A 26,941-nucleotide genomic window follows, 5' to 3' on the forward strand; every position below is an offset into this window, starting at 1 on the left:
CATCATGGTGTACGGGCTCCTTTGCTGGCTTGCTCATGTTCCTCAATCAGGGCTTGCAAAACGGCACGAGCCATGAACAGGGGGTAGCGGCGGGAGTCTATACAATCGTCAGGGATGCGACATGTAGTCGGCAATGCAGCCTCGGATGGTTGCAGTGACTCGAGCCTGAGCGTAGCGGCCACCCATGCCATTGGCCGACAAATTTTCCAATAGAGCCGCAGGCACCTCTTCGCGAAGCACGCGTTCCGTGAGCGCTTTGAGTTTTTGCGCTCCGCCATCGCCAAAGACCAGCGCCACCACGATCAGCCCCACTGGGATGCCGACCGTCAGCATCGTGACGGCCGAGGCGATGGAGTCTTTGTCCCGATGGTAGAGCCCAGCGCCCAGCAGACCCAAGGCACTGAGCAAGATCAGCAACATAATCAGGGCCAGCCCGAGCCTAGGAGCCTGTCGGACTTTGGGCGTCGATAGCGAGAATGCGCCCCAGTGAGACCAGTTTTTGCCGGATTCGCCGCCCCATAGTGGTGCTATGGGGCAAGAAGACGGTAAAAAATGGGCCGCTGCGGCGCATTCGCAGCCGACGATTGCAAAGTCCGACAGGCTCCTAGCCCAGGCGGGCAATGCCAACATTTTGAGCCAGCGGATCAAGTCGCTGGACGTTTTGAAAGACTCGTCAGTCACCTGTATGCCTCATATTCCGACCGAGAGCGCCCCGACCGAATTGGAGCAAATTATCGTGCAGGCCATCTCCGCCACCGGCGGCTGGCTGCCGTTCGACCGCTTCATGGCGCTGGCGCTGTACGCGCCGGGGCTGGGTTACTACGCGGGCGCAGCGCCCAAGTTTGGCTTGCTGCCGGATTCGGGCAGCGACTTCGTCACGGCGCCCGAGCTCTCGCCCGCGTTCGGGCAGACCCTGGCCGTGCAGGTGGCCGAGGCGCTCGACCAGACGGGCACGCAGCAGCTGTGGGAATTCGGCGCGGGCTCGGGGGCGCTGGCCTTGCAGTTGCTCGATGCGCTGGATGCGCTGGGCGTGCGCGTGCAGCGCTACCACATCGTCGAGCTTTCGGCCAGCCTGCGCGCGCGCCAGCAGGCCTTGCTCGCGCGCCATGCGCACCGGCTGCAGTGGCACGACACGCTGCCCGAGCGTTTCGAAGGTGTGGTGCTGGGCAACGAGGTGCTCGACGCCATGCCCGTCAAACTGCTGCAGCGCACGGGTGGCGTGTGGCACGAGCGCGGCGTGGGCTGGGAAAAGGACTCGGCGGCGGCGCGCTTCGTCTGGCGCGACAGGCCCACCGACTTGCGCCCGCCGCTCGACATTGCCGGCACGCACGATTATTCGACCGAAATCCACCCCCAGGCCGAAGCCTTCGTGCGCACGCTGGGCGAGCGGCTCGCGCGCGGTGCGGTGTTGTTGCTCGACTACGGCTTTGGCGAGAGCGAGTATTACCACCCGCAGCGCCACATGGGCACGCTGGTGTGCCACCGCGCGCACCAGGTCGATGCCGACCCGCTGGCCGACGTGGGCAGCAAAGACATCACGGCGCACGTGAACTTCACCGGAATCGCGCTCGCGGCGCAGGATGCGGGCTTTGCGGTGCTGGGCTACACCACGCAGGCGCACTTTCTGATCAATTGCGGTTTGGTATCAAAAATGGAGCTGCTCACGCAGGCAGGAAGGGCGCAAGCGGCCAAATTGATCATGGAACACGAAATGGGCGAGCTGTTCAAGGTGCTGGTGCTGGCCAAGGGCGCGCCCTGGAATGCGCTGGGCTTTGCGCACGGCGACCGCACGCACCGGCTGTAGGTGCGCAGGAAGAGACCATTCGGGCTGTTTCCCCACGCTGGTGCATGCTGCGCGGGCGGCTACACTCGAAAGTTGTGCTGCGGCCACGGAGAAGCGGGGAAGAAAAGGGGAAGAAAAGGGGAAGAAAAGGGGAATATTCCCCGCGCACATCCTGCCGGCTGCGCAGTAACGCATTCTTCATTCACGATTCAGGGAGCCAAACCATGCCACTCGTTTCCATGCGCGAACTGCTGGACCACGCCGCCGAAAACGGCTACGGCATTCCAGCCTTCAACGTCAACAACCTCGAACAGGTGCAGGCCGTGATGGCCGCGGCCGACGAGGTCGGCGCGCCCGTGATCCTGCAAGCCAGCGCCGGTGCGCGCAAGTACGCGGGCGAGAGCTTCATCAAGCACCTGATCCAGGCCGCCGCCGAGGCGTACCCGCACATCCCGCTCGTAATGCACCAAGACCACGGCACCAGCCCCAAGGTCTGCGAAGGCGCAATTGCGCTGGGCTTCGGCTCGGTGATGATGGACGGCTCGCTGCTCGAAGACGGCAAGACGCCCGCGCCGTTTGATTACAACGTGCGCGTCACGCGCCAGGTCGTCGAGATGGCGCACAAGGTGGGCGTGACCGTCGAGGGCGAGCTCGGCTGCCTGGGCTCGCTCGAAACCGGTGAGGCCGGCGAGGAAGACGGCATTGGCGCCGCAGGCAAGCTGGACCACAGCCAGATGCTGACCGACCCCGAGGAGGCCGCCGAGTTCGTCAAGGCCACGCAGCTCGACGCGCTCGCGATTGCCATAGGCACCAGCCATGGCGCGTACAAATTCACGCGCAAGCCCACGGGTGACATTCTGGCCATAGGCCGCGTGAAGGAAATCAACGCACGCATTCCGAACACGCACCTGGTGATGCACGGCTCGAGCAGCGTGCCGCAGGAGTTGCTTGCCATCATCAACCAGTACGGTGGCAAGATGAAAGAGACTTACGGCGTGCCGATCGAAGAAATCCAGCAGGCCATCAAGTACGGCGTGCGCAAGATCAACATCGACACCGACATCCGCCTGGCCATGACCGGCGCAGTGCGCAAGTTCCATGCCGAAAACCCCGACAAGTTCGACATGCGTGAATGGATGAAGCCCGCACGCGAGGCCGCCAAGGCGATTTGCAAGCAGCGCTACCTCGAATTCGGCTGCGAAGGCCAGGGCGCCAAGGTCAAGGGTCTGCCGCTTGCCGTGATGGCCGAGCGCTATGCGCGCGGCGAGCTCGCGCAGGTCGTGCGCTGAGCCTGGCAATACCGGGCGCGCGGCAGCCCTCCAGCGGCCGTGACGACGATGCGCCGGTTGGGTTTGCACTCAGCCGGCGCTGTTTTTTGCGCCGTGCCGCGCGGGGCACATAGAAAGAGAAAGGGCGCTCACGCATGCGCCGAGCGCTGACCTTGTCCAACGGGCAACGCTGCCTGCGGCGCGCGGCGATAGCGCTGCGGTCCGAGATCGTCGCTGCGGATGTCGGGCCGGCGTCCGAGCGCAAGGTCGGCGAGCAGCTTGCCCGAGCCGGCGGCCATGGTCCAGCCCAGCGTGCCGTGGCCGGTGTTGAGCAGCAGGTTGTTCCAGCCTGGCGCGTGGCCCAGGATGGGCGTGCCGTCGGGCGTCATGGGGCGCAGGCCCGTCCAGAAACTCGCGGCGGGCAGGTCGGCCGCGCCCGCGAGCAGGCTTTGCGTGACCAGCTCGAGCGTGGCGCGCCGGCGCGGGTTCAGGTTGAGGTCGTAGCCAGCGAGCTCGGCCATGCCGCCCACGCGGATGCGCGTGCCCAGGCGCGTGATGGCGATTTTGTAGCTTTCGTCGAGCACCGTGGAGCGCGGCGCGCGCTCGGCGTCGAGGATGGGCGCCGTGAGCGAATAGCCCTTGACCGGATAGACCGGCAAGTCCAATCCCAGCGCCTGCAGCAACTCGCGCGAGGCGCAGCCCAGCGCCACGATGACCTGGTCGGCGTGCAGGCGGCGCACTTCGCCCTGCGCGCCCGTTTGCACTTCGGCGCCCGTGATGCGCTGGCCTTCGGGCAGGTTTTCGTGGCGCAAGCGGCGCACCGTGGTGTCGAACAAAAACTCGGCGCCCAACCCGCGCGCGATGTCGGCCAAGCGTGTGGTGAACAGGTGGCAGTCGCCGGTTTCGTCGCCCGGCAGGTGCAGGCCACCGGTGAGGCCGCGCGCATGTGCGAGCGCAGGCTCGATCTGCGGCAGCTCGTCGGCATGGAGTAGCCGATAGGGCACGTGGCAGGCTTCTAGCACCGCGATGTCGCGCTGCGCAGCCTGCAACTGCTTCGTGCTGCGAAACACCTGCAGCGTGCCCAGCGTGCGCTGGTCGTATGCAATGCCCGTGTCCGCGCGCAGCTGGCGCAGGCAGTCGCGACTGTATTCGGCCACGCGCATCATGCGCTCCTTATTCACGGCGTAGCGCGCGCTGGTGCAGTTGCGCAGCATCATCGCCATCCAGCGCAGCTGGAACAGCGAGCCGTCAGGGCGCAAGCGAAATGGCGCGTGGCGCTGCAGCATCCACTTGAGGGCTTTGAGCGGAATGCCCGGCGCGGCCCAGGGTGTGGAGTAGCCGGGCGAAATCTGCCCCGCGTTGGCAAAGCTGGTTTCGAGCGCGGGGCTGCTTTGGCGCTCGATCACGGTGACTTCGGCGCCGCCGCGCGCCAGGTAGTACGCGGTGGTGACGCCTATCACCCCGCCGCCGAGAACGATGACTTTCATGCCTGCTCTCCTGTTGAACCCAGATTGTCCATGAGGCGGTGCTACGCACCTACGCGGGCGCTGGCGGACGTCTGCCGGCCATTTTGGCCGCTGCTTCGGCGCCCATGGCACCGGCCATGGGCTTCTCATCAGCGACCAAACTGTCTCGCCAGCCGCCTCGCCATCGTCCCGCGTCCTCCTGGACAATCTGGGTTGAACCCAGATTGTCCAGGAGGCGGTGCTACGCCGTATGTGCCTGCGACCATGTTTCGTCATTGCGAGGGCCGTCAGGCCCGCGGCAATCCAGCCTCGGCTCTGCAAGGGGCGCGCAGGCGCTGAGCCTTGAGGCCGCATGGATTGCCGCGCGCCCCTACGGAGCTCGCAATGACGGGTGCCTCAGCCGCGAGCGAACTGGCTCGCCAGCTGCCTCGCCATCATCTCGCGTCCTGCATCAAGCGTTTTCCGTGATTTTCAGAAATTCGGGGTGGGGCATCATGTAAGCTCGTGTTTCGTCCATCCACGAACCTCACCCAGCAAAAGGAGACAAGATGCGCATAGGTGTGCCTGCGGAAACCATGCCGGGGGAAACCAGGGTCGCGGCGACCCCCGAGACGGTGAAAAAACTTTGCGCCCAGGGCCATCAGCTCAGCGTGCAGGCCGGCGCCGGCCTCGCGGCGAGTGCGCCCGACGCGGCGTACCAGGCGGCTGGCGCCGAGATCGTCGATGCCGCCGCGGCCTTCGGCGCCGACGTGGTGCTCAAGGTGCGCGCGCCCAGCGTGGCCGAGCTCGCCTTGCTGCGCCCGGGCGCCGTGCTCGTGGGCATGCTCGATCCCTTCGACCGAGTGGGGCTGGAGCGCCTCGCGCAGGCGGGCGTCAGTGCCTTTGCGCTAGAGGCCGCGCCGCGCACCACGCGCGCGCAGAGCATGGACGTGCTCTCGAGCCAGGCCAACATCGCGGGCTACAAGGCCGTGCTGCTCGCGGCCAACGCCTATCAGCGCTTCTTTCCCATGCTCATGACGGCGGCGGGCACCGTGAAGGCCGCGCGCGTGCTCGTGCTCGGCGCAGGCGTGGCCGGTTTGCAGGCCATCGCCACGGCCAAGCGCCTGGGCGCGGTGATCGAGGCTTCGGACGTGCGCCCCAGCGTCAAGGAGCAGGTCGAGTCGCTGGGTGCAAAGTTCATCGACGTGCCCTTCGAGACTGCAGAAGAAAAAGAAGCCGCCGAAGGCGTGGGCGGCTATGCGCGTCCCATGCCGCCAAGCTGGCTCGAGCGTCAAAAGGCCGAAGTGGCCAAGCGCGCGGCGCTGGCCGACGTGCTCATCACCACGGCCTTGATTCCGGGCCGGCCCGCGCCCGTGCTCGTGAGCGAGGACATGGTGCGCGCGATGAAGCCGGGCTCGGTGATCGTCGATCTCGCGGCGCACCAGGGCGGTAACTGCCCGCTCACCGAGCCGGGGCGCACGGTGGTCAAGCACGGCGTGACGCTGATCGGCGAGACCAACCTGCCCGCGCTCGTCGCAGCCGACGCCTCGGCGCTGTACGCGCGCAACGTGCTCGATTTTCTGAAGCTGGTGCTGCCCAAGGAGGGCGGCGTGCAGATCGATCTGCAGGATGACATCGTCGCCGCCTGTCTGGTCGCGCACCAGGGCGCGGTGCGGCGCGCCTAGGAGCCTGTCGGACTTTGGGCGTCGAAAGCGAGAATGTGCCCCAGCGAGGCCAGTTTTTGCCGGATTCGCCGCCCCATAGCGGGACTATGGGGCAAGAAGCCGGTAAAAAATGGGCCGCTGCGGCGCATTCGCAGCCGACGACTCCAAAGTCCGACAGGCTCCTAGCCTGCCTGCCCCGCGCGCAACGCGGTTTTGCTCGTAGCGCGCGCCGCAGGTGCCTTGTCAGCTCAGCCTTTTTCCTTTTTACGGAGGCCCCATGGAAGCCGTTTCGCCCACCCTCATCAACCTGACCATCTTCGTGCTCGCGATCTACGTGGGCTACCACGTGGTGTGGACCGTCACGCCCGCGCTGCACACGCCGCTGATGGCGGTGACCAACGCCATTTCGGCCATCGTCATCGTCGGCGCCATGCTCGCGGCCGCGCTCACGCAGGGCGGCTTTGCCAAATTTCTGGGCGTGGCTGCGGTGGCGCTCGCCGCGGTCAACATCTTCGGCGGCTTTCTGGTCACCCGGCGCATGCTCGAGATGTTCAAGAAAAAAGAGAAGAAATCGGCCTCTGAGGCACACAAATAAAGCATAAGCAGCTACTAATAAAGGAGAAAACCCATGAGCATGAACCTCGTCACGCTGCTGTACCTGGTCGCCAGCGTGTGCTTCATCCAGGCGCTCAAGGGCTTGAGCCACCCGACTACCTCGATCCGCGGCAACATGTTCGGCATGACCGGCATGGCCATCGCCGTGCTGACCACGGCGGCGCTGATCGTCGAGCTTGCCGGCTCGGCCCAGGGACTGGGCTGGGTGCTGCTGGGGCTGGTCGTGGGCGGCGGCTACGGCGCCTGGCGCGCCAAGACCGTCGAGATGACCAAGATGCCCGAGCTCGTGGCCTTTTTCCACAGCATGATCGGCCTGGCCGCGGTGTGCATCGCCGCCGCCACGGTGGCCGAGCCGGCAGCCTTCAGCGTCATGGAAGGCGGGGGCGAGCATGGCGGCATTCCGCCTGGCAACCGCATCGAGCTGGCGCTGGGCGCCTTCATAGGCGCCGTGACCTTCAGCGGCTCGGTGATCGCCTGGGGCAAGCTCTCGGGCAAGTCCAAGTTCCGGCTGTTCCAGGGCGCGCCCGTGGTGTTTGCGGGCCAGCACTGGCTCAACCTGCTGCTCGGTGTGCTCGCCATCGTGGGCGTGGCGCTGTTCTGGCAGACGCAGGGTGCCATCCCGTTTGCCGCGGTGTGCGCGCTCGGCTTCGTGATCGGCGTGACGCTGATCATCCCGATCGGCGGGGCCGACATGCCGGTGGTCGTGTCCATGCTCAACAGCTATTCGGGCTGGGCTGCGGCGGGCATTGGCTTTTCGCTCAACAACAGCATGCTCATCATCGCGGGCTCGCTCGTGGGCAGCTCGGGCGCGATCCTGAGCTACATCATGTGCAAGGCCATGAACCGCTCGTTTTTCAGCGTCATATTGGGCGGCTTTGGCGGCGAAGCGGCGAGCGCCGGCGCCGCGGCCCAGGAGCAGCGCCCTGTCAAGACGGGCAGCGCCGACGACGCGGCCTTCGTGCTCGGCAACGCCGACAGCGTGATCATCGTGCCCGGCTACGGCCTGGCGGTGGCGCGCGCGCAGCACGCAGTCAAGGAGATGGCGCAAAAGCTCACCGAAAAAGGCATAGACGTGAAGTACGCCATCCACCCCGTGGCCGGGCGCATGCCGGGCCACATGAACGTGCTGCTGGCCGAGGCCGAGGTGCCCTACGACCAGGTGTTCGAGATGGAGGACATCAACGGCGAATTCGGCCAGGCCGACGTGGCCATCATTCTGGGCGCCAACGACGTGGTCAACCCCGCGGCGCTGCAAAAGGGCAGCCCGATCTACGGCATGCCCATCCTCGAGGCCTACAAGGCCAAGACCGTGATCGTCAACAAGCGCTCCATGGCCGCAGGCTACGCGGGCCTGGACAACGAGCTTTTTTACATGGACAAGACCATGATGGTGTTCGGTGACGCGAAGAAGGTGGTCGAGGACATCACCAAGGCGCTCGAATGATCAGCACGCAAGAAAAACAAGGAGGCAAAAAACCATGACCGACCGTCCCTGGCTCGCGGCCTACCCCGAAGGCGTGCCCGCCGACATCGACCCGCTGCGCTTTCCCACGCTGGTGCACCTGTTCGACGAGGCCTTTGCGCGCTACCCCGAGCGCCCGGCCTACAGCTTCATGGGCAAAGAGCTCAGCTACGCGCAGGCCGGCGCCCTCGGGCGTGCGCTCGCGGCCTATTTGCAGGGGCTGGGCCTGGTCAAAGGCGACCGCGTGGCGCTCATGATGCCCAACATGCCACAGTACGCGGTGGCCGTGGCGGCGGTGCTGCGCGCGGGCTGCGTGGTCGTGAACGTGAACCCGCTCTACACCGCGCGCGAGCTCGAGCACCAGCTCAAGGACTCGGGCGCCAAGGCCATCGTCATTCTCGAAAACTTTGCGCACACCCTGCAGCACTGCATCGCGCAGACAGCTGTTCAGCACGTCGTGCTGTGCGCGCTCGGCGATCTGCTCGGTTGGCCCAAGGGTGCGCTGGTGAACCTGGCGGTGCGGCACCTCAAAAAGCTGGTGCCGGCCTTCAGCCTGCCCGCGGCCGTGCGCTTCAACGAAGCGATCCGCCAGGGCCGGCGCGGGCGCCTGCAGCCGCCGCCGCTGGCCCCCGAAGACCTGGCCGTGCTGCAATACACGGGCGGCACCACGGGCACGCCCAAGGGCGCGATGCTGCTGCACCGCAACCTCGTCGCCAACACCTTGCAGTCCGAAGCCTGGAACGCCCCCGCGATGGCGCAAATCCCGCCCGGCGAGCAGCCGGGCACGGCCTGCGTGCTGCCGCTCTACCACATCTTTGGCTTCACGCTGAACCTGCTGTTGCCGCTGCGCACGGGCAACAAGGTCATCATGGTGCCCAACGCGCGCGACCTGCCCGCCGTGCTCAAGGAGCTCGCGCAGCACCGCTTTCACATCTTTGCCGCCGTCAACACCTTGTTCAACGGGCTGCTGCACCACCCCGACTTCGACACCGTCGATTGGCGCCACCTCAAGGTCAGCGTGGGCGGCGGCATGGCCGTGCAAAGCGCGGTGGCGCAGCGCTGGCTCGAAAAAACCGGCTGCCCGATCTGCGAGGGCTACGGCCTGTCCGAGACCAGCCCCTCGGCCAGCTGCAACCCCGTGACCACGCGCGAATTCACGGGCACCATTGGCGTGCCACTGCCCAGCACCTGGATGAAGCTGCTCGACGACGACGGCCACGACGTCACCACGCCGGGCGCGCCCGGCGAGATCGCGATCCGCGGGCCACAGGTCATGGCCGGCTACTGGCAGCGCCCCGACGAGACCGCCAAGGTCATGACCGCCGACGGTTGGTTCAAGTCGGGCGACATCGGCACCATGGACGCGCGCGGCTACTTCAAGATCGTCGATCGCAAGAAGGACATGATCCTCGTGAGCGGCTTCAACGTCTATCCGAACGAGGTCGAAGACGTGATCGCGAGCTGCCCCGGTGTGCTCGAATGCGGCGTGGTCGGCATCCCCGACGAAAAATCGGGCGAGGCCGTCAAGGTCGTGATCGTGCGCCGCGACCCCAACCTCACTGAAGCGCAGGTGCGCGCCTTCTGCCACGAAAACCTCGCGGGCTACAAGCGCCCCAAGGTGATCGAGTTCCGCAACGAGCTGCCCAAGACCACGGTGGGCAAGGTGCTGCGGCGCGAGCTGCACAAAACCTGAGCCTGCGCCTTGCGTTGCCTGTGCACGCAGCGGCTTGACTTCCATGCCCACCGCCATCCTCAGCGCCCTGCCGCAAGAACAAAGCGGCCTGCTCGCGCAGCTTGTGCAGCCGCAGCACCTGCAGCACGCGGGGCGCAGCGTCTGGTGCGGCACGCTGCACGGCCAGAGCGTGGTGCTCGCCCTCTCGGGCATAGGCAAAGTGGCCGCGGCGACCACGGCCACGGCGCTGATCGAGCGCTTCGGCGTCGCGCGCATCGTGTTCACGGGCGTAGCCGGCGGCGTGGGCACGGACGTGCAGGTGGGCGACGTGGTCGTGGCGCAGGACTATGTGCAGCACGACATGGACGCCTCGCCGCTCTTTGCGCGCTGGGAGCTGCCCGGCTATGGCCGCCAGCGCCTGGCCTGCGATGCCGCGCTGTCTGCTCTGCTATTGGAAGCTGCTTGCGCTTGTGTATCAATGGCTGGATGCCGTTTTGGCTTGAAATACCAGGCAGGCCACCCGCGCGTGCACCACGGCCTGGTGGCCAGCGGCGACCGCTTCGTCGCGAGCGCGCACGAGGCGCAGGGCCTGCGCGCCGCGCTGCTCACGGCCGGCCATGAGGTGCTGGCCGTGGAGATGGAAGGCGCCGCAGTGGCCCAGGTCTGCCACGACTACGGCCTGCCCTTTGCCGCGGTGCGCACCATCTCCGACCGCGCCGACGACAGCGCGCACCTGGACTTTCCGCAATTCGTGCGCACCGTGGCCAGCCGCTACGCCGAGCTGATCGTGCAAGGCTTGCTGCAAAAACTATGAAATAAATAGCTGCTAGCACTCATTCCATCAGCATAAACGGCCGATTTTTACATCAACCACCCGCGCTTGCGGAAGTACCACATCGGGCCGATGGCGGACACCACCATCAGCGCGAGCACGTAGGGGTACATCGCGGGCCCGAGCAGTTCCAGCTCGGGGAACTGCATGTTCATGCCGTAGATGCTCGCGATCAGCGTGGGCGGCAGCAGCGCCACGCTGGCCACCGAGAAGATTTTGATGATCTTGTTCTGGTTGATGTTGATGAAGCCCACGGTGGCGTCCATCAGGAAGTTGATCTTGTCGAACAAAAAGGCCGTATGGTTGTCCAGCGACTCGATATCGCGCAGGATCTGGCGCGCGTCCTCGAACTGGCTCGCGTTGAGCATCTTGCTGCGCATCATGAAGCTCACGGCGCGGCGCGTGTCCATGACGTTGCGGCGGATGCGCCCGTTCAAGTCCTCCTGGCGCGCGATGGCAGAAAGCACCTCGCCCGCACGCGCGTCGGTCACGTCGCCTGCGAGCACCTGCCGGCTGACCTTTTCGAGCTCGTCGTAGATGTTTTCGAGCGTGTCGGCCGAGTATTCGGCGTCGGCGTCGAAGAGCTTGAGCAGCACGTCCTTGGCGTCCTCGATCAAGCCCGGCGCACGCCGCGCGCGCAGGCGCAGCAGGCGAAACACCGGCACGTCCTCGTCGTGGATCGAAAACAGCACGCCGCGGCTTTTGAGGTCGGTGTTGTGCTGGTTCAAGATGAATGCCGTGCGCACCGAGCGCGGGTTTTCGTCGTCGTCGATCAAAAAGTCGCTGCGGATATGCAGCTCGCCGTTGTCTTCCTCGTAAAAGCGCGCGGACTCTTCGATGTCCTCGTCCATCGCGTCCTCGGGGATGGACAGGCCGTAGTGCTGCTTGATCCAGCGCTTTTCTTCGAGCGTGGGCGCTTCGAGATCAACCCAGATCGGCTGGAATTTGGCGAGTTCCTCGAGCGATTCGATCTCTTCCTGGAACAGGCGGCCGTTGACGAGCGTGAAAATGTTGAGCATGGGCTCACTCCCGGGGTGCGTGGCGTCTGCGAAAATTGGCGAAAGGGGGGATGCGGTGCTTTCAACCCCCGCTTTCTTTCTTGGCAAGCCGGGAGTTGAAAGCTACCGACTAGGGTAGGTTTCCATGGGATGTCTCCGTCAAAGCGGCGGATTATGGCATTGCAGGCAGCGGCTTTCGTGACGGTCGATCCGCTACAGTGCGCGCATGCACGGCCTGCACCTGACCGCCGACCTTCACGACTGCCGCTGCGCCGCGCGCTGGCTTGTCGATGCGAGCCTGCTCGGCGCGGCCTGCCGCGATGCGGCCCAGGCCGCGGGGCTGCAGGTGGTGGGCGAGCTGCTGCACACCTTTGCCGCAACCCGCCACGGCCCCGGTGGGGTGACTGCAGCCCTGCTGCTCGCCGAAAGCCATGTCTGCGTGCACACCTGGCCCGAGCGCAAGGCCGTGACGCTGGACGTGTACGTGTGCAATTTCGGCGCGGACCACAGTGCCAAGGCGCAGGCGCTCATGGCAGCCTTGCTCGCGCTGTTCGAGCCGCAGCACGCCGAGCGCCACGCGCTGCAGCGCGGCGCCTTGCCTGCGCACCTCGTCGGCTGATTCACACCGCGCCGCCCGCCGCGTGGCCGCGCGTGAAGGCTTCCTCGAAGATCGAATAGCCGGACCAGTCCGCGTGGGCGAAGTGCAGGCGGCCGCTGCGCACGTTCGCGGCTTGCGCGGACGGCGCGCCGTGTGAGCCTCGTGCATCCGCGGAGGCGGCGGAGAGCTGCCGCAGCCGGCGCAGCGTGCCTGGCTGCGGGATGGCCATGGCGTGGCCCCAGCGGGTGATGTCCATGCGCGTGAGGCGCTGCGCCAGGTCCGGGTGGGGCGCGGCCAGCGCAGCCAGGATGGCGTCGCGCCAATGGCTCCAGGGCTGCGTCAGCAGCTGCTGGCGCGCGCCGGGCAGGTCACCGAGCGTGCGGTAGTAGCTGAGCACCGTGGGGCCGGGGCGCGGGTCCAGGCTTTGGTGGTGCGCATCCACGTAGCCCAGGCCCCCGCCAGGTTCGCCGTAAACCACGTTGTCCCAGGCCGGCGCGGCGCCGGGGCGGTCCTGCAGCGGCGCGGCCAGGTGCAGGTTGGCCACCAGCCACGGGGCGTAGGCCAGATTCCGGGCGATGTCCACGAGCCACGCCGGCGGCTGCTCGATCACGCGCGCGGCGATGAACGCGGGCAGCGCGACGATGCACTGCGCGGCCTGCCAGCGCACGACGCAGCCGTCGGCATGGCGCAGCGCATCGACGGCCACGCCGTGGCGCTCGGTGCGGATGCGCAGCACGCTGTGGCCGGTGCGCAGGCGCTCGCCCAGGGGCGCGGCGAGCCGGCGCGTGAGCCAGGCGTTGCCCTCGGGCCAGGTGAGCACGGCGTCGCTCTCGGCGTCGGCGCTGATGGGGGCGCCCAGGTCTTCGGCGTCCGCGCTGGCCTGCGGTGCGCGAAAGCCGTGGCGGCTCGCGAAGTAGTGGATGCAGGCCCAGGCGGACACGCGCTGCAGCCCCGCACCGTAGTCGTCGCGGCAGCAGTAGTCGAGGTACCAGCGCAGATGCGCATCGGTCAGGCCCTGGGCGCGCAGCCAGGCATCGGCCGTTTGCGCGTCGAGGGCGGCATGCTGCGCAGTGAAGGGCGCGCGCAGCGCCGGAATGCAAAAGCGGCTCGCACGCGCGAGCCCATCCACCTGCGCGGCAAAGCGCCGGTACTGCGCGAGCGTGTCGGCGCCCACCCCGGCCAGGGGCAGCAGGCCTTCCTGCCACGCGCCCTGAAAGAACAGCCGCTCCTGCGGGCTGTGGCACAGGTGGAGCTCGTCGTACTGCCAGCGCCCGGCTACGCGCCGGCGCAGGCCGAATTCTTCGAGCAGGTCTTGCACCTCGTGCGCGTCTGCACCTGGCAGCGGCAGGTAATGCGCGCCCTGCGGGCAAGCGATGCCGCTCATCATGCCTGCGCGCGCGTTGCCGCCGGCATCGTCTTCGAGCTCCAGCAGCACGAAGTCCTCGATGCCGCGCAGGCGCAGCGCCCGCGCCGCCGCGAGCCCGGCCACGCCCGCCCCCGCGATGACGACTTGCGTGCGCCGCGTGGCCTGCGGCGCGGGTGGCGTGCCCAGATCGCGCAGCGCATGGCCGCGCGCAGCGTTGATGCCGGTAAAGCCGCCGGTGATGGCGGGCGCGGGTTCGCAGCCGAGCAAGGGCAGGGCACTGGCGGCAAGAAGATGGCGACGCCGGATCATGCGGCAAAGTCAGCAAGCCAGACCATGCGGCCCAAGTGCCGGGCTTTGTCGAAGTAGCGGCCGTCGGCCGTCACCAGTACCGCACCCGGGGTCTGCAGGGCCAGCGCGTGGTAGAGCGTGTCGAAGAGGTGGTGGTCGAGCGTGGTCGCCAATTCCACGGCGCTCGCATAGATCGTGGCGTCTTGCGTGGCGTCGCGTTGCATGCCGAGCAGATCGAGCAGGTCCAGGATGTTTTCAGTTGCGGATTGGGGCAGCAGACGCGCCAGCACTGCGGCGACTTCCGCGATGAAGTGCGGCGGCTGCAGCAGTGTCAGGCGCCCCTGCACGGCACTTGCGAGCAGGCGCAGTGCTATGTCTGAATGTGCTTCCTGCGCAGGGTCAGACACGAACCACTTGACGGCCACGCTGGCATCGACCACGACGGGGTTCACGGACGCCCTTCTTCGCGGGCCGCGCGCAACTGTGCTTCGGTGAAGGCGGGGGCGCTTTCTCTGCGCGCCAGGATGCGCGCGTAGGCTTGCTCTCTGCGCCGCCGCTGCTGTTCGCGCTCCACGGCTTCGCGCATCAGTTCGGCAATGATCGCGCTCTTGTTCTGCCCTTCGAACGTGGCGTTGAACAGGGCTTTGACATCGTCGGGGACGCTGAAATTGACGGTGCTCATGGCAAGTCCAGGTTGTTGAAAGTTTCAACAACATTGTGGCTTCGCCAGGGCGCAGGGTCAATGCGCAGCCACCTTCCCCCACTCCTGCTCGTAGCGCGTTACCAGCACCTGGTTCGACAGGCGGTTGACCTCGGCGGGCACGCGCGCCATGTCGAGCGGGAAGTCGAACAGCAGCGGCAGCGTCGCCACGCTCAGAAAGCGCAGGTCTGGGGGCAAGGCTTCGGGCAGGCGCCACGGACGGTGGCTGGCGAGGATGAAGCCCCATTCGCCAAAGCTGGGCACGTGTGCGTGGTAGGGCGCGGCACGCAGGCCGACCGATTGGACGGTCTGCACCACCGTCCAGAAACTCTGGCGCGCCACCAGCGGCGAGGTGGTCTGGATCACGGCATAGCCGCTCGCGGCCAGGCGCTGATCGAGCAGGGCGTAAAAGCTGTTGGTGTAGAGCTTGCCGATGGCGAAGTTGGTGGGGTCGGGAAAGTCCACCACGATCACGTCGAACATTTGCTGCGTGTTTTGCAGCCACTGGAAGGCGTCGGCGTGGATGATTTTGACCGTGGGCGAGCGCAGCGCGTAGCGGTTGAGCGCGGCCAGCGCCTCGTGCGTGGAAAAGAGCTGCGTCATGTGCGGGTCTAGCTCCACCAGCACGACTTCCTGCACCGAAGGGTATTTGAGAATTTCGCGCACCGCCATGCCGTCGCCGCCGCCGAGCACGGCCACGCGCCGCGGGGCGCCGTGGGCGGCCATCGCGGGGTGTACCAGCGCTTCGTGGTAGCGGTATTCGTCCTGCTGTGCGAATTGCAGGTTGCCGTTGAGGAACAGCCGGTAGCCGCTGCGCCCGTGCGTGACCACGATGCGCTGGTAGGGCGAAGAGGCGGCATAGACGATGGGGTCCTGGTAGAACCTGTCTTCGGCCAGGGTGCTGATGCGCTCGGCGCCGAACATGGCTGCACCCAGCGCCGCGCAGGTCAGCAGGCCGGCCAGCGCATGCGCGCGCAGGTGGCGCAGCTCGTGGCGGAACATCCACAGCGTCCACAGCGCCACGCCGGCGTTCAGGAGCCCGAACAGCAGCCCCGTGCGCACCAGCCCGAGCTGCGGCACCAGCAGCAGCGGAAACGCGAGCGATACCGCAAGCGCGCCCAGGTAATCGAAGGTGAGCACCTGCGAGACCAGCTCCCGCAGCGCCACGTGGCGCCGCAGTATGCGCATGACGAGCGGAATCTCCAGCCCCACGAGCATGCCCACGAACAGAACCAGCGTGTAAAGCACGAAGCGGAACGCGCCCGGCACGTAGGCATTGGCCAGGAACAGCAGCGCCGGCAGCATGCCGCCCGCGAGCGCCACGAGCAGCTCTATGCGCAGGAAATGCGCGGGCAGCTGGCGCTCGAAAAAGCGCGACAGGTACGAGCCCAGGCCCATCGCGAACAGGTAGCTGCCGATGATGGTGGAAAACTGCAGCACCGAGTCGCCCAGCAGGTAGGACGCGAGCGTGCCCGCCGCGAGCTCGTACAGCAGCCCGCACGCCGCCACCACGAAGACGCTCGCGAGCAGGGCGATTTCGACGGGGCGCGGGGCGGTGGAGGTACCTGGGTGGGCTGCCGCAGCGCGGGTGTCGGGGCTCATGTCAGGAAGGGCGTGCAGGCCGGGCGCGGCCCACACTGGCGCGGCGCGGGCGACAAACCATCATCCGTGGATTGCCGCCGCCACGATGATCGATATGCCCAGACACATCGCGGCCACGACCAGGGCCAGCGCGCGGTTTTGCTTTTCGACGATTTCGGCCCACAGGTCGTGGGGTGTGATTTTGTCGATGACGATGAAGCAGAGCAAAAAAATGACGACGCCGATCAGCGCATACACGATCGAGCCGAGGAAAGCCGCAGGCCTGAGCCATTCAAGTTCCATGGAAACCTCCTGGAAAAAGGAAAGAAATGGGTGCGCCCACTGGTGGTGCGCTCACTTGTGCCCGCCTCCGCTCGTATAGCCACCATACGAGCCGCCCGCGCTGCGTATGCCGCTGCCCACGAACGCAGGGCCGCACGAGCGCAGGAGGATGAGCAGCACGATGAGCAGCAGCACCACGATCACGATGGTGCGCAGGCTGAGCTGGGGCACGGCAGAAAAGGGCTTGACGTCGTCGCGCCGGAACATCGCGGCCTGGTCCTGCAGGCCGAAGGCCTGGGCGACGGTGTCGCTGCGCAGCCTGCTGCCCGCCGACCAGGTGACTTCGGTCGCGGTTTGCTCCATGCTCAGCAGGCCCTTGGCGCTGGCGAAGTCGCGGTTGAAGGTTTTTTGCCCGCGCACCACGGGCCAGTAGAACTCGCCCGCGACGTAGGTGGTTTCGGCCTCGTAGCTGTATTGCAGCGTGTAGGTGGTGCCCAAATAGGTGGCGGTGCGCGCGTTGCGGCCCGCGAGCGTGGGGGCGCCCGTGGTGGGCCGCACCAGGCTCCAGCCTTCGGTGGAATCCACCAGAAAGCAAAAGCCGCGCTGGCGGTGGTAGAGCAGGTATTCATCCCAGCCGAACAGCTCGTCCTCGCCGGGCACCTGCCCCATGCGGTGCTGAAACCCCACCACTTGCCACGGCACGCCCTGCAACTGGCCGGTCGCGCCCAGGGGGATGAGCGGCTGCACGGGCTCGTCCTGCTCGGCGTGGCGCAGCTCGCCGCCCAGGCCCTGGCTCAGGTCGATGATGCTGTGGCAGGCGTTGCAGGTGACGCTTTTGCTGCGCTCGAGCTGCACCTGCACCGGCGCGCCGCAGTGCGGGCAGCTGAACTGGCGCGCCTTTTCTTCGCGCGCGGATTCGTCCTTGAGGCCCTGCAGCTGCAGTTCGTCGAGCGAAACGGCGCGCCCGCGTGAGACGCTGGGCGCCGCGGGCTGCAGGGTTGCCGCGGTGGCCGGGTCTGGCGCTGCGGCCAAGGCCGGCGCCGCACCCGCGCTTGCCGGGTTGTATTCGAGGCTCAGCACCTCGCCGTCGGCGCTGCGCAGTTCGACCACGGCAAAAGGCACGCCCAGCGGCGGCAGCTTGGGCAGCTCGCCCTGCGCGGCGATCAGTGCGACCTGCTCGTTGAAGGTGACGCTAAAAGGCTTGCCCTCGATCGCCGTGCCCGTGCCCACGCGAAACCGCGCCGCGTCGGGCAGGGGCCGCCTGGGCGCCAGTGGCCGCGTGAAGACGTAGGCGCCGTTGTCCTCGGCCAGCCAGGCGATGTTGCCGTCTTCCAGCAGTGCGTACCACTCGCTCCACACGCCCGTGGAGGACTTGTATTGCAGCCGCCCGACGAGGGTGAAGGCCAGCGCCTTGCCGCCCTCCTGAAAACGCCCGCACGCGCCCAGCTGCAGCGGGCTGTGGTCATCGAACAGCTCGGCCATCCTGCCCAGGCGCGCCAGCACTTCGCCGCTGCGCACCACCGTGCTCTGGCAATAGGCGCAGACCGCATGCGTGCTCTGCGCGCTGCGAAACTCCACCGGCGCGCCGCAGCCAGGGCAGGGCGCACGGTAGTGGCGCTGGGTGGCGTCAAGGGCCATCGGAAAATTATGAGCGTTTTTGGGCTTTAGGCGCCGTTTGACAAGCGTAAGCAGCTATGTAAAAAATAGCGTAGCGGCGGACCCTCAAACGAGCTTTTTCAGCAGCTCGGCCTTCTTCGCGTCGAACTCCTGCTGCGTCAGGATACCTTTGGCTTGGAGCTCGGCGAGCTTTTCGAGCGTAGCCATCACCTCTTCGGGTTTCACGCCTGCGGGCGCGGCGGCCGGGGCGGCGGCAACAGGGGCACCCCCTTGCAGCCCGGCCTGCAGGTTTTGCGCCAGCACCTGGCCCAGCGCCACGCCGGCACCCAGGCCCATCGCATCGCCCGCAATGCCGCCGCCCGCGCCCGCGGTTTCGGCCAGCTTGGGGATGGCCTGCGCGGTCTGGTATTGCATGAATTTGCCCATGTCGTTGCCGACCATGCCCATGCCGATTTTCTGGTCGAGGATTTTTTGCAGCTCTTCGGGCAGCGACACGCTTTGCACCGTAAAGCCGTCGAGCTGCAGCCCGAGCTTGGCAAATTCAGGCTGCAACTGCCGCGCGAGCGCCTCGGCAAACATGCTCTGGTTGGCCGCCAGGTCCAAAAAGGGCAGGCCGCTCGCGGCAATCGCGTTGCTGATGTTTTGCAGCACCAGGCCGCGCAGCTGGCCGTCCAGGTCTGCCACGGTGTAGCTGTCGCGCGTGCCCGAGACATTGACGTGGAAGGCCTTGGGGTCGGCAATGCGGTACGCATAGTTGCCGAAGGCGCGCAGGCGCACCGCGCCAAAGTCCTGGTCGCGGATGCTGATGGGCTGCGGCGTGCCCCATTTCTGGTCGAGCTGCTGGCGCGTGCTGAAAAAATACACGTCGCTCTTGAAAGGCGATTCGAAGAGCTTGTCCCAGTTCTTCAGGTAGGTCAGCACCGGCAGCGTCTGCGTGCCGAGCTTGTGCATGCCGGGGCCAAACACGTCGGCCACCTGCCCCTCGTTGACGAACACCGCCACCTGCGATGCGCGCACCGTGAGCATGGCGCCGTTCTGAATCTCCATGCCCGCCATCGGAAAACGCCAGGCCAGCGTGCCGTCACCCGACTCGGTCCATTGGATGACGTCGATGAACTGCTTCTTGATGAAGTCCATGAGGGCCATGCGAGCGCTCCTGAAAAGTGAGATCGCGGCATGATACCTGCGCGCCGGGCGCGGCTTTGCTGTGCGCGGCTTTGTGGCCCGGAAGGCAAGCAGGCGCGCGTCAAGCGGTCGTCGCCCGCACCAAGGCCAGCGCGTGGCACAAGTCGGCCCAGGCGGCGGCCTTGCTGGCCTGGGAGCGCAGCAGGAAGTCCGGCGCATAGCTGACCACGGCGGGGGCAGAGCCGATCTGGTGCGCACCCGCGCGCAGCGCGCCCAAGGGGTCGGCGCGCCCCAGGGCCACGCGCGCGGGCAGCAGGCCCAGCAGCAACACCATGGCTGGCTGCATCTCGGACACGGCGGCGGCGAGCGTCGCGGGGATGTCGGCGCTGGCGACGAGGCTGGGCGCGCGGGCCTCGGGAGCGAGGAGGGTGGCAGGGACAGGGGTGGCAGGGACGGGGGCAGCATCGGCAACCGCGGCGCCGGCGTGCGGTGCGGGCCTCTCGAGCGCGAGCAGGAACACGCGCGGGTGCAGGTGCAGGTGCAGCGCGCGCAGCATGTTGTCGAGCAGCTTGCGCGCGGCTGCGGCGTGCGGGTTCGTGGGCGGCAGCGTTTCGGTCACGACGAGCCAGCCTGCGCCGAGTTCGGGCGGCGTCTGCTGCGCGTCGGCCTGCGGGTACAGCGCCTGCAGCGCATACACGTACAGGGCCGGCGGCAATGTGTCGGCGGCTGCGCCGGCGCGGGAGGTGGCGGGCGCGCCCGGCTGGCTGCGCGGCGGGGCAGGGCGGTTTGCGGGCGGGGCGGCGGTGGGGGTGGCGTCTGCCATCCGTGGCTGCGATGGCTGGGGGCGTGGCGCCGCTACGCGCGCGCGCGGCAGGTCGGCATCGGCCACGGCCGCCGCGGCGTTGGGCACAGGGGTATCGACTACGGCGTGGCGGGCCGTCTGTGCGGGCTGCTGGGGCAGGGCTGCGGGCTGCGGCAGCCACAGGGCGATGCCCATTTCTTGCAGCATGGCGCGCTGGCGCGCATCGAGGTGCAGGCTCATGGGGCGATGGTAAACGGGCAAGGGGCGAAAAAGCGGACGCTGTCATGGGGGACACGCCGGACGATGCAGGATGCGACGAACCGAGACGAGACCTGGACTTACGCAAACAAGGATGCAGCGAGGTGTTTTGCCATGGGGCGAACGCCTGGCCTAACCCCGATTTGCGTAAGTCGTGGAGACTACAAGCGCAGGCTCATCACGAGCGCATCTTCGCGCGTGCCGGCGGCCGCGGGGTAGTAGCGTTTGCGCACGCCCACGCGCTGAAAGCCGTGCGCGGCATAGATTTTTTGTGCGCGCAGGTTGCTCATGCGCACCTCGAGCCAGAGCCACTGCGCGCCGCGCGCGCGTGCCCACAGGCCCAGCGCATCAAGCAGCACGCGCGCCCAGCCTTGCTGCTGGAACGCCGGCGCCACCGTGAGGTTGAGCAGGTGCGCCTCATCGACGCCGAGCATGGCGACGTAATAGCCTATGACCTCCCTGCCGCCGAGCAGCACTTGCGTCTGGTAGCCGGCTGCGAGCGTGTCCATGAAGTTGCCGCGGCTCCAGGGGTGGGAATAGGCGACGTTTTCGATGTCGAGTACGGCATCGAGCGACTCGAGCGAGAGCGGCGCAAGGCGCACCTCGGGTGGTAGCGCTGGCAGTTCTGGTGGCGCGGCAGGGCCTTGGATGCGTGCGTTCATGGCGAGATGCCGGCAACGTGGCCCGCACCGGAGCGCGCGGCGGCGCGCTCGGCCGTAGTCTGCGCGACTTTATCGCGGATGTAGAGCGGCAGTGCGGCGCGCGCAGGCACGGCCTGTCCGGCGGCAAGCAGCGCCGGAGCCAGGCGCAGCAGCGCCGTGGCTGTGGGCAGCGCCGCAAACACGGGCGCGGCTCTGCCCTCGTGGTGTGTGTGGGCAGCCAGGCGCGCGCCATACACGGCGCCGGCATTGCCCGCAAGCGCCCAGCCGGGCGGCACCTGCACGGCTTCAGGCGCGCTCAGCTGGGCTGGCAGCGTGCATTCCCACAGGCCCGCGCTCCTGCCGCTGCGGCGATAGTGCGCGACATAGACCTCGTCCATGCGCGCGTCGAGCGCCGCGACGACCTGCGTGCAGCCGTGCTGGTGGCGCGCCTCCTCGGCCACGGCGAGCAAGGTGTCTATGGGCAGCACCGGCACGCCCTGACCCCGCCGCGCGCCCAGCGCCAGCCCCTGCGCCACCGCGCAAGCCGTGCGCAGCCCCGTGAACGAGCCCGGCCCGCGGCTGAAGACGATGGCGTCCAGCGTGTCGAAAGACAGCCCGGCTTGCGCGAGCAGCGCGCGCACCGTGGGGATCAGCGCCGCAGAAGCCTGCGCGCCACCGGGGCCGCTGTGCTGCCACAGCCCCGCGCCGTGCTGAATGGCGACGCTCAAGGTGTCGGTACTGGTGTCGAAGGCGAGCAGATTCATGGTGAGGTGGCGGCTGGAATAGGTGCAAAAATCATAGCTTTATACGAAGGTTATATGAGCGATTATCGACAAAATCAATGCCAAAAACCGCCCCAATGCCAGCGCGCCGGGCGTGGCGGGCTCATGGGTGGGCGGTAGTCGCCCGGGCTGGGCAGTGCGCTGGCCGGCGGCATGGACGCCGCGAGCTCGCGCAGGCGGCGGATGCGCTCGGCGGTCGGCGGATGCGTGCGCAGCCATGAAGGCTCGGCCTCGCCCCAGCCGGGCAACAGCCAGGAGCGCCAGTTGCGCGCGCTGCGCTCGATTTTTGCCAAGGCCAGCGCGAGCCCTTCGGGGTCGCCGCTGAGCTGCGCCGCGGTCTGGTCGGCGTCGAACTCACGCACGCGCGACAGGCCCAGTTGCAGCAGCATGGCCAGTTGGGGCGAGAAGGCGAGCAGCAGCAGGCCCGGCCAATACACCTGCGCAAGCCCCGTGGCGAGCCAGGGCAGCGCGAGCAACAGCATCATCTGCCCGGCCAGGGCAAACATGCCCGTGAGGCGGCTCACGTAATCGGCCAGCCCGAGCACGCGCAGGTCTTCGTGCGCGATGTGCGCAACCTCGTGCGCGAGCACGCCTGTGAGCTCGCGCGGCGTGAGCGTGCGCAGCAGCCCGTCGGTGAGCGCGATCACGGCGCGGCGCCGGTTGCCAATCGTGAAGGCATTGACCACGGCACTGGGCACATAGTAGGGTTGTGGCACGCTGGGCAGGCCCGCGCGCTCGGCCAGCTGGCGCAGCAGCGCCCACAGCTGCGGCGCCTGCTGCGGCGCGATGGGCTGGGCGCGGTACAGCCTCAGCGTGAGCCGGGCGGCTGCGGCGGGCTCGAGCAGCAGCGCCGCCGTGCCAAACCCGAGCGCGAGCCACAAACCCATGCGCCCGAGCAGCATCTGGCCTGCGAGGGCGCAAATCCCCAGCATCACGCCCACGAGCGCGAGCGTTTGCAGGCGGTTCGTGAGGCGGTGGCGGTTCCAGGCAGAGGGCATGGCGGGTAATCCGATGGCAAGCCGCAAGGGTGGCGGCGCAGCGCGCATTTTGATGCAGCGCAAAAAGCAGGGTGCTGCGCTGCGTTGACGCGATCTTAAAAAAAACGGGTGCCACCATAGTTTGCGTGACGAGGGCGCTGCCCGCAGCGCCAGTGCCAGACCCACAGAAAGGAGCCTGAGTCATGTATTACCGCTCTCTCTTTCCGAGTTCCGTGTTTGCGGATCTCGACCGTCTGCAGCGCGAAGTGCAGCAGGTGTTCGGCCTCGGGCCGAGCATCCGTGGCCTGACGCGCGGTTTTCCGGCGCTCAACGTCGGCGGCACGCCGCAGTCGGTGGAAATTTATGCCTTCGCGCCCGGCCTCGATCCTGCGAGCCTGGACGTGCAGATCGAAAAAGGCACCTTGACGCTCGCGGGTGAGCGCAAGGCTGCCGATGTGCCCGAAAAGGCCACCGTGCATATCAACGAGCGTTTTGCGGGGCGTTTCCGCCGCGTCATTTCGCTGCCAGACGACATCGATCCGACCTCGGTGGCCGCGAAGTACCGTGATGGCGTGCTGCATGTGCGCATTCAGCGCAAGGAAGAAGCCCAGCCGCGCCGCATCAGCATCGAATGATGGAGGGTTGCACCATGAGCGAAAACCAAGTCACCCAGGCCGCACAGAACGCGGCGAGCCAAACGGCAGACAAGGCACCAGACAAAGCGCCAGAGGATTTCACGCTGCTGCCGCCCGTGGACGTGATCGAGGATGCCGGCGGAATTACCTTGTACGCCGACCTGCCCGGCGTGCCCAAGGACAAGCTGAGCCTGCAGGTCGAGTCCGACACGCTCACGATCGAAGGCGAAGTTGCGCTCGACGTGCCGCAAGGCATGGAGGCGAGCCATGTCGAGGTGGGCCTGCCGCGCTACCGGCGCGTGTTCACGCTCTCCAAGGAGCTCGATCCTGCCAAGACGCAGGCCAAGTTCGAGCAAGGCGTGTTGAGCCTGCGCATTCCGAAGGCCGAGCATGCCCAGCCGCGGCGCATTGAAGTGCAGGTGGCCTGAGCCACACTTGGCAAGCAAAACGCCACGCCTGGTGCCTTGCCAGGCGTTTTTGTTCATAGAAACGGAGGTTCGCGATGAAAGTGGAATCCTTGAAGGAAAACGTCGGCGCCCTGTGGGACAACCTCTCCGAAGGCTGGCGCAGTCTCACGCGCTTTGCCGCGGGGGCCTTGACGCGCTTCAAGCCCGGCGCACAGACGCAGCTGCCGGCCAAGACCGAGATGGATGAAGATTTTTTTCTGCCCGCGCGCAACTGGGCTGTGCTCGGCGCCGACCTGTTCGAGGATGAAGAGCGCCTGGTCGTGCGGCTCGAACTGCCGGGGCTGGACAAGAGTGACCTGCGCATCGAGGTGCACGGCGACATGCTGGACATCAGCGGTGAAAAGCGCTTCGAGCGTGAGAGCACGCAAGGCCGCTGGCGCGTGATGCAGTGCGCTTACGGCAGCTTTCAGCGCAAGGTGCCGCTGCCCGTGCCGGTGCGCGCCGATGCGGCCCGCGCGACGTACAAAAACGGTGTGTTGCGCGTCGAGCTGCCCAAGGCTGCGCCCGGCAAACCACTGCCGATGACCGTGCCGGTCGAGTGAGGCGCAGCTGCAATCCGCAAGCGCAAGGCGATCTTGGGGCGCTCTACACTCGCTCCATGTGCTGTGCGCTTTCTTCTTCGAGCATCCGCGTGGACTGCTGCGTTTTGCTGCGGGCCGCGCGGTTTTTTTTCGTGGCGGCGGCGTGGCTGCTCTTGTGCCCGGGCACGGCCTGGGCCCAGCCTGCGGCGGCGGATGCTCCTGATTCAGTAGCTTCATCCGCCCTACCTGCGCCCGTGGAAGCCGCGTTGGCGCGTGCGCAGCTGCCGCGGGAGGCTCTGGCCATCTGGGTGGCCGACGCGCAGGACAGGCGCCAGCCGCCGCGCCTCGCGTACCGCGCCCAGGCGCCCATGAACCCGGCCTCGGTCATGAAGCTGGTCACCACCTACGCGGCGCTTGATTTGCTCGGGCCGTCCTTCACTTGGCAAACGCCCGTCTATGCCGATGGCGCGGTGCAGGGTGGCACCTTGCACGGCAACCTGTACCTGCGCGGCCAGGGCGACCCCAAGCTCGTGGCCGAGCGACTGTGGCTGCTGCTCAAGCGCGTGCAGGCGCAAGGCATACAGCGCATCGCCGGCGACATCGTGCTCGATCGCACGGCCTTCGAGCTGCCGGCGCAAGACCCGGCTGACTTCGACAACGAGCCGCTGCGCCCCTACAACGCCGCGCCCGACGCGCTGCTGCTCAACTACCAGGCCGTCGCCATGAGCTTCATCCCCGATGAGGCCGCGGGCGTGGCGCGCATCGCCTATGACCTGCCGCTCGCGGGCGTGCAGCGCCAGACGCAGGTGCCGCTCGCGCCAGCCGGCGCGCCCTGCGGCGACTGGCGCGCAGGCCTGCGCGCCGAGCTGGCCGACGCGCAGCGCACGCTATTTCGCGGCAGCTACCCGGCGGCCTGCGGTGAGCGCGTGTGGCCCGTAGCGGCGGCCGACCCGCAAAACTTCGCCGCGCAGGCGATCGCCGGCCTGTGGCGCGAGCTTGGTGGAAAGTTGGACGGCAGCGTGCGCGATGGGCGCGTGCCCGCGGGGCTGCAGCCGATGTTCAGCGCAAGCTCGCCCACGCTCGCCGAGGTGGTGCGCAATGTGAATAAATTCAGCAACAACGTCATGGCGCAGCAGGTCTTCCTCACGCTCGCGCTGCAAAAAAACGGCGTCGCCACGCCCGAGGGCGCACGCGCCGTCGTGCGCCAGTGGTGGCAGGAGCGCCTGCCAGACACCGCGCCGCCGCAGCCCGACAACGGCGCGGGCCTGAGCCGCAGCGCGCGCATCAGTGCACAAGCGCTCGGGCGCATGCTGCAAAGCGCCTGGCGCGCGCCCGTGATGCCCGAGCTTGCCGCGTCGTTGCCCATCCTTGGCGTCGATGGCACCTTGCGCCGCAACCAGGCCAGCGCTGCGGGCCGGGCGCACCTCAAGACGGGCAGCCTGCGCGACGTGGTGGCCATCGCCGGCTACGTCGATGCGCCCAGTGGCCGGCGCTGGGTGCTCGTCGCGCTGGTCAACCACCCCAACGCCGCCGCCGCGCGCCCGGCACTCGAGCGCCTCGTCGAGTGGGTGCACGCGCAGCCCTGACGTATGCAATGGACGGATTGGATAGGCTACCTTGCCGCCCGCTCACCACCTGCAGCTTCGTGCCGCAGGCCCTGCACACTTTTCGCACGCGCGACGTGCGGGGCATTTCGCTGGGCATGTACGCCGTGTTCACCGTGGGCATTGCGCTGTGGCTCGTCTATGGTCTGCTGCTGCAGGCTTGGCCCCTCGTCGTTGCGAATGCGGTCACGCTCGCACTCGCGGGGACCATCCTGGCGATGAAGATTCGCTACGGATAAGGTGGGGATTGGCATTGAACCCAGATTGTCCATTAGGCGGTGCTGCGCACCTACGCGGGCGCTGGCGGGCGCCTGACGGCCATTTTGGCCGCTGCCTCGGCGTCCATGGCACCGGCCATGGACTTCTCCTCAGCAGCCAAACTGCCTCGCCAGCCACCTCGCCATCATCCCGCGTCCTAATGAACAATTTGGGTTGAACCGCGCGCAGGCAACCCGATATGCAAAGGCAGCGATTGATTCCACGCTTTTCACTGCGAGACCACCATGACCGAAGCCTTGCACATCGTCTGCCCCCATTGCCACACCACCAACCGCGTGCAGTCCGCGCAGCTGCGCAGTGCGCCCAATTGCGGCAAATGCCATAAGCCGCTGTTCACGGGAGCGCCACTGGAGCTCGACGCGCAGAGTTTCGAGCGCCACATCGGGCGCAACCAGATTCCTGTGCTGGTCGATTTCTGGGCGCCCTGGTGCGGGCCGTGCCGCCAGATGGCGCCGGCCTTTGCCGAGGCCGCGCGCCAGCTCGAGCCCGAAGTGCGCCTGGCCAAGCTCAACACCGAAGAGCAGCAGGAAATCGCCGCGCGCTACGGCATTCGCAGCATCCCGACGATGATCCTGTTTCGCGGCGGGCGTGAGGCGGCGCGTATTTCGGGCGCGCTGGGCGCGGCCGACATCGTGCGCTGGGTGCGTTCGGCAGGCTGACGGCCGCTGGGCCCGCGCAC

At 67.3% G+C, this 26,941-nt stretch carries 27 protein-coding genes and 1 pseudogene; 14 read left to right on the top strand and 14 right to left on the bottom strand.

What is annotated here, in order from left to right; translation table 11 throughout:
• Window positions 1-108 precede the first annotated feature (108 nt).
• Window positions 109-420 carry a hypothetical protein gene (locus tag FK527_RS11795; protein WP_144733997.1) on the bottom strand — a complete coding sequence of 104 codons (312 nt, stop codon included), beginning with the start codon at window positions 418-420 and terminating at the stop codon, window positions 109-111.
• A 265-nt stretch (window positions 421-685) separates the two neighbouring features.
• On the opposite strand from FK527_RS11795, the gene FK527_RS11800 reads away from it, so the two are divergent.
• Together FK527_RS11800 and fba are read left to right on the top strand one after the other, a co-directional pair.
• Window positions 686-1,804: a class I SAM-dependent methyltransferase gene (locus FK527_RS11800; protein WP_144734183.1), complete on the top strand. Its 1,119-nt coding sequence runs from the start codon at window positions 686-688 to the stop codon at window positions 1,802-1,804.
• Window positions 1,805-2,007: 203 nt separating this feature from the next.
• The gene (gene fba / locus FK527_RS11805; protein WP_144734000.1) at window positions 2,008-3,072 is read left to right on the top strand and encodes a class II fructose-bisphosphate aldolase; all 1,065 of its coding nucleotides are present in this window, start codon (window positions 2,008-2,010) and stop codon (window positions 3,070-3,072) included.
• A gap of 128 nt (window positions 3,073-3,200) precedes the next feature.
• On the opposite strand, the gene FK527_RS11810 is transcribed toward fba, so the two are convergent.
• Entirely contained in the window at window positions 3,201-4,538 is a 1,338-nt protein-coding gene (locus FK527_RS11810) for a D-amino acid dehydrogenase (protein WP_144734003.1), read from the bottom strand.
• Between the two features lie 527 nt (window positions 4,539-5,065).
• On the opposite strand from FK527_RS11810, the gene FK527_RS11815 reads away from it, so the two are divergent.
• The 5 genes from FK527_RS11815 (at window position 5,066) to FK527_RS11835 (ending at window position 10,723) form a co-directional block, all read left to right on the top strand.
• Complete coding sequence (locus FK527_RS11815; protein WP_144734007.1) at window positions 5,066-6,181, top strand: Re/Si-specific NAD(P)(+) transhydrogenase subunit alpha; 1,116 nt, start codon at window positions 5,066-5,068, stop codon at window positions 6,179-6,181.
• A gap of 256 nt (window positions 6,182-6,437) precedes the next feature.
• A complete protein-coding gene (locus FK527_RS11820) occupies window positions 6,438-6,755 on the top strand; it encodes a proton-translocating transhydrogenase family protein (protein WP_144734010.1) in 318 nt (105 codons plus the stop codon).
• A 33-nt stretch (window positions 6,756-6,788) separates the two neighbouring features.
• A complete protein-coding gene (locus tag FK527_RS11825) occupies window positions 6,789-8,219 on the top strand; it encodes an NAD(P)(+) transhydrogenase (Re/Si-specific) subunit beta (protein WP_144734014.1) in 1,431 nt (476 codons plus the stop codon).
• Window positions 8,220-8,253: 34 nt separating this feature from the next.
• Window positions 8,254-9,930 (top strand): long-chain-fatty-acid--CoA ligase, encoded by a 1,677-nt coding sequence (locus FK527_RS11830; protein ID WP_144734017.1) that lies wholly within the window; start codon window positions 8,254-8,256, stop codon window positions 9,928-9,930.
• Window positions 9,931-9,973: 43 nt separating this feature from the next.
• Complete coding sequence (locus tag FK527_RS11835; protein ID WP_144734020.1) at window positions 9,974-10,723, top strand: 5'-methylthioadenosine/adenosylhomocysteine nucleosidase; 750 nt, start codon at window positions 9,974-9,976, stop codon at window positions 10,721-10,723.
• Between the two features lie 47 nt (window positions 10,724-10,770).
• Here the strand turns inward: FK527_RS11835 and corA are convergent, their stop codons facing one another.
• A complete protein-coding gene (gene corA, locus FK527_RS11840) occupies window positions 10,771-11,760 on the bottom strand; it encodes a magnesium/cobalt transporter CorA (protein WP_144734023.1) in 990 nt (329 codons plus the stop codon).
• Between the two features lie 205 nt (window positions 11,761-11,965).
• On the opposite strand from corA, the gene FK527_RS11845 reads away from it, so the two are divergent.
• Entirely contained in the window at window positions 11,966-12,358 is a 393-nt protein-coding gene (locus FK527_RS11845; RefSeq protein ID WP_144734025.1) for an S-adenosylmethionine decarboxylase family protein, read from the top strand.
• A 1-nt stretch (window position 12,359) separates the two neighbouring features.
• Here the strand turns inward: FK527_RS11845 and FK527_RS11850 are convergent, their stop codons facing one another.
• The 11 genes from FK527_RS11850 to FK527_RS11900 form a co-directional block, all read right to left on the bottom strand.
• On the bottom strand, window positions 12,360-14,012 hold the full coding sequence (locus FK527_RS11850; protein WP_144734028.1) for an FAD-dependent oxidoreductase: 1,653 nt from the start codon (window positions 14,010-14,012) through the stop codon (window positions 12,360-12,362).
• The gene (locus tag FK527_RS11855) at window positions 14,009-14,443 is read right to left on the bottom strand and encodes a type II toxin-antitoxin system VapC family toxin (protein WP_144734031.1); all 435 of its coding nucleotides are present in this window, start codon (window positions 14,441-14,443) and stop codon (window positions 14,009-14,011) included. Before FK527_RS11855 ends, FK527_RS11850 begins: the two co-directional genes overlap by 4 nt.
• Window positions 14,440-14,673, bottom strand: coding sequence for a hypothetical protein (locus FK527_RS11860; RefSeq protein ID WP_144734034.1), 234 nt, complete (start codon window positions 14,671-14,673; stop codon window positions 14,440-14,442). Before FK527_RS11860 ends, FK527_RS11855 begins: the two co-directional genes overlap by 4 nt.
• Window positions 14,674-14,730: 57 nt before the next feature.
• The gene (locus FK527_RS11865) at window positions 14,731-16,293 is read right to left on the bottom strand and encodes a polyamine aminopropyltransferase (protein WP_144734037.1); all 1,563 of its coding nucleotides are present in this window, start codon (window positions 16,291-16,293) and stop codon (window positions 14,731-14,733) included.
• Window positions 16,294-16,353: 60 nt separating this feature from the next.
• Entirely contained in the window at window positions 16,354-16,575 is a 222-nt protein-coding gene (locus FK527_RS11870; protein ID WP_144734040.1) for a DUF350 domain-containing protein, read from the bottom strand.
• A gap of 51 nt (window positions 16,576-16,626) precedes the next feature.
• On the bottom strand, window positions 16,627-18,192 hold the full coding sequence (locus FK527_RS11875; RefSeq protein WP_144734043.1) for a DUF4178 domain-containing protein: 1,566 nt from the start codon (window positions 18,190-18,192) through the stop codon (window positions 16,627-16,629).
• An 84-nt stretch (window positions 18,193-18,276) separates the two neighbouring features.
• Window positions 18,277-19,317, bottom strand: a complete 1,041-nt coding sequence (locus tag FK527_RS11880) for an SPFH domain-containing protein (protein ID WP_144734045.1) — start codon at window positions 19,315-19,317, stop codon at window positions 18,277-18,279.
• A 100-nt stretch (window positions 19,318-19,417) separates the two neighbouring features.
• A complete protein-coding gene (locus tag FK527_RS11885) occupies window positions 19,418-20,338 on the bottom strand; it encodes a uracil-DNA glycosylase family protein (protein WP_144734048.1) in 921 nt (306 codons plus the stop codon).
• 179 nt (window positions 20,339-20,517) lie between these two features.
• Window positions 20,518-21,018, bottom strand: a complete 501-nt coding sequence (gene rimI / locus FK527_RS11890; protein ID WP_144734051.1) for a ribosomal protein S18-alanine N-acetyltransferase — start codon at window positions 21,016-21,018, stop codon at window positions 20,518-20,520.
• On the bottom strand, window positions 21,015-21,761 hold the full coding sequence (tsaB, locus tag FK527_RS11895) for a tRNA (adenosine(37)-N6)-threonylcarbamoyltransferase complex dimerization subunit type 1 TsaB (RefSeq protein ID WP_144734054.1): 747 nt from the start codon (window positions 21,759-21,761) through the stop codon (window positions 21,015-21,017). Before tsaB ends, rimI begins: the two co-directional genes overlap by 4 nt.
• Before the next feature lie 74 nt (window positions 21,762-21,835).
• Window positions 21,836-22,777, bottom strand: a complete 942-nt coding sequence (locus tag FK527_RS11900) for a zinc metalloprotease HtpX (RefSeq protein WP_144734057.1) — start codon at window positions 22,775-22,777, stop codon at window positions 21,836-21,838.
• 182 nt (window positions 22,778-22,959) lie between these two features.
• Here FK527_RS11900 and FK527_RS11905 point away from each other — a divergent pair, with 182 nt between their 5' ends.
• The 6 genes and pseudogenes from FK527_RS11905 (at window position 22,960) to trxC (ending at window position 26,921) form a co-directional block, all read left to right on the top strand.
• Window positions 22,960-23,391 (top strand): Hsp20/alpha crystallin family protein, encoded by a 432-nt coding sequence (locus FK527_RS11905; RefSeq protein ID WP_144734060.1) that lies wholly within the window; start codon window positions 22,960-22,962, stop codon window positions 23,389-23,391.
• A gap of 14 nt (window positions 23,392-23,405) precedes the next feature.
• On the top strand, window positions 23,406-23,819 hold the full coding sequence (locus tag FK527_RS11910) for an Hsp20/alpha crystallin family protein (protein WP_144734063.1): 414 nt from the start codon (window positions 23,406-23,408) through the stop codon (window positions 23,817-23,819).
• Between the two features lie 74 nt (window positions 23,820-23,893).
• Window positions 23,894-24,400, top strand: coding sequence for an Hsp20/alpha crystallin family protein (locus FK527_RS11915; RefSeq protein WP_144734066.1), 507 nt, complete (start codon window positions 23,894-23,896; stop codon window positions 24,398-24,400).
• A 56-nt stretch (window positions 24,401-24,456) separates the two neighbouring features.
• Entirely contained in the window at window positions 24,457-25,965 is a 1,509-nt protein-coding gene (gene dacB / locus FK527_RS11920; protein ID WP_144734069.1) for a D-alanyl-D-alanine carboxypeptidase/D-alanyl-D-alanine endopeptidase, read from the top strand.
• 3 nt (window positions 25,966-25,968) lie between these two features.
• Window positions 25,969-26,222: pseudogene (locus tag FK527_RS11925) on the top strand (SemiSWEET transporter).
• A 264-nt stretch (window positions 26,223-26,486) separates the two neighbouring features.
• Window positions 26,487-26,921: a thioredoxin TrxC gene (trxC, locus tag FK527_RS11930; protein ID WP_144734072.1), complete on the top strand. Its 435-nt coding sequence runs from the start codon at window positions 26,487-26,489 to the stop codon at window positions 26,919-26,921.
• The last annotated feature ends 20 nt before the right edge of the window (window positions 26,922-26,941 follow it).

This window comes from Extensimonas perlucida (assembly GCF_007655255.1).
Classification (GTDB): Bacteria; Pseudomonadota; Gammaproteobacteria; order Burkholderiales; family Burkholderiaceae_C; genus Extensimonas; species Extensimonas perlucida.

Coding starts and splice junctions, on each gene's coding strand:
- FK527_RS11820 (WP_144734010.1), top strand. CDS start 6,438: ATGGAAGCCGTTTCGCCCACCCTCATCAACCTGACCATCTTCGTGCTC.
- FK527_RS11825 (WP_144734014.1), top strand. CDS start 6,789: ATGAGCATGAACCTCGTCACGCTGCTGTACCTGGTCGCCAGCGTGTGC.
- FK527_RS11845 (WP_144734025.1), top strand. CDS start 11,966: ATGCACGGCCTGCACCTGACCGCCGACCTTCACGACTGCCGCTGCGCC.
- FK527_RS11905 (WP_144734060.1), top strand. CDS start 22,960: ATGTATTACCGCTCTCTCTTTCCGAGTTCCGTGTTTGCGGATCTCGAC.
- dacB (WP_144734069.1), top strand. CDS start 24,457: ATGTGCTGTGCGCTTTCTTCTTCGAGCATCCGCGTGGACTGCTGCGTT.
- FK527_RS11795 (WP_144733997.1), bottom strand. CDS start 420: ATGTTGCTGATCTTGCTCAGTGCCTTGGGTCTGCTGGGCGCTGGGCTC.
- corA (WP_144734023.1), bottom strand. CDS start 11,760: ATGCTCAACATTTTCACGCTCGTCAACGGCCGCCTGTTCCAGGAAGAG.
- FK527_RS11910 (WP_144734063.1), top strand. CDS start 23,406: ATGAGCGAAAACCAAGTCACCCAGGCCGCACAGAACGCGGCGAGCCAA.
- FK527_RS11835 (WP_144734020.1), top strand. CDS start 9,974: ATGCCCACCGCCATCCTCAGCGCCCTGCCGCAAGAACAAAGCGGCCTG.
- FK527_RS11875 (WP_144734043.1), bottom strand. CDS start 18,192: ATGGCCCTTGACGCCACCCAGCGCCACTACCGTGCGCCCTGCCCTGGC.
- FK527_RS11810 (WP_144734003.1), bottom strand. CDS start 4,538: ATGAAAGTCATCGTTCTCGGCGGCGGGGTGATAGGCGTCACCACCGCG.
- FK527_RS11850 (WP_144734028.1), bottom strand. CDS start 14,012: ATGATCCGGCGTCGCCATCTTCTTGCCGCCAGTGCCCTGCCCTTGCTC.
- fba (WP_144734000.1), top strand. CDS start 2,008: ATGCCACTCGTTTCCATGCGCGAACTGCTGGACCACGCCGCCGAAAAC.
- FK527_RS11830 (WP_144734017.1), top strand. CDS start 8,254: ATGACCGACCGTCCCTGGCTCGCGGCCTACCCCGAAGGCGTGCCCGCC.
- FK527_RS11865 (WP_144734037.1), bottom strand. CDS start 16,293: ATGAGCCCCGACACCCGCGCTGCGGCAGCCCACCCAGGTACCTCCACC.
- rimI (WP_144734051.1), bottom strand. CDS start 21,018: ATGAACGCACGCATCCAAGGCCCTGCCGCGCCACCAGAACTGCCAGCG.
- FK527_RS11915 (WP_144734066.1), top strand. CDS start 23,894: ATGAAAGTGGAATCCTTGAAGGAAAACGTCGGCGCCCTGTGGGACAAC.
- FK527_RS11800 (WP_144734183.1), top strand. CDS start 686: ATGCCTCATATTCCGACCGAGAGCGCCCCGACCGAATTGGAGCAAATT.
- trxC (WP_144734072.1), top strand. CDS start 26,487: ATGACCGAAGCCTTGCACATCGTCTGCCCCCATTGCCACACCACCAAC.
- FK527_RS11860 (WP_144734034.1), bottom strand. CDS start 14,673: ATGAGCACCGTCAATTTCAGCGTCCCCGACGATGTCAAAGCCCTGTTC.
- FK527_RS11885 (WP_144734048.1), bottom strand. CDS start 20,338: ATGAGCCTGCACCTCGATGCGCGCCAGCGCGCCATGCTGCAAGAAATG.
- FK527_RS11880 (WP_144734045.1), bottom strand. CDS start 19,317: ATGGCCCTCATGGACTTCATCAAGAAGCAGTTCATCGACGTCATCCAA.
- FK527_RS11900 (WP_144734057.1), bottom strand. CDS start 22,777: ATGCCCTCTGCCTGGAACCGCCACCGCCTCACGAACCGCCTGCAAACG.
- FK527_RS11870 (WP_144734040.1), bottom strand. CDS start 16,575: ATGGAACTTGAATGGCTCAGGCCTGCGGCTTTCCTCGGCTCGATCGTG.
- FK527_RS11815 (WP_144734007.1), top strand. CDS start 5,066: ATGCGCATAGGTGTGCCTGCGGAAACCATGCCGGGGGAAACCAGGGTC.
- tsaB (WP_144734054.1), bottom strand. CDS start 21,761: ATGAATCTGCTCGCCTTCGACACCAGTACCGACACCTTGAGCGTCGCC.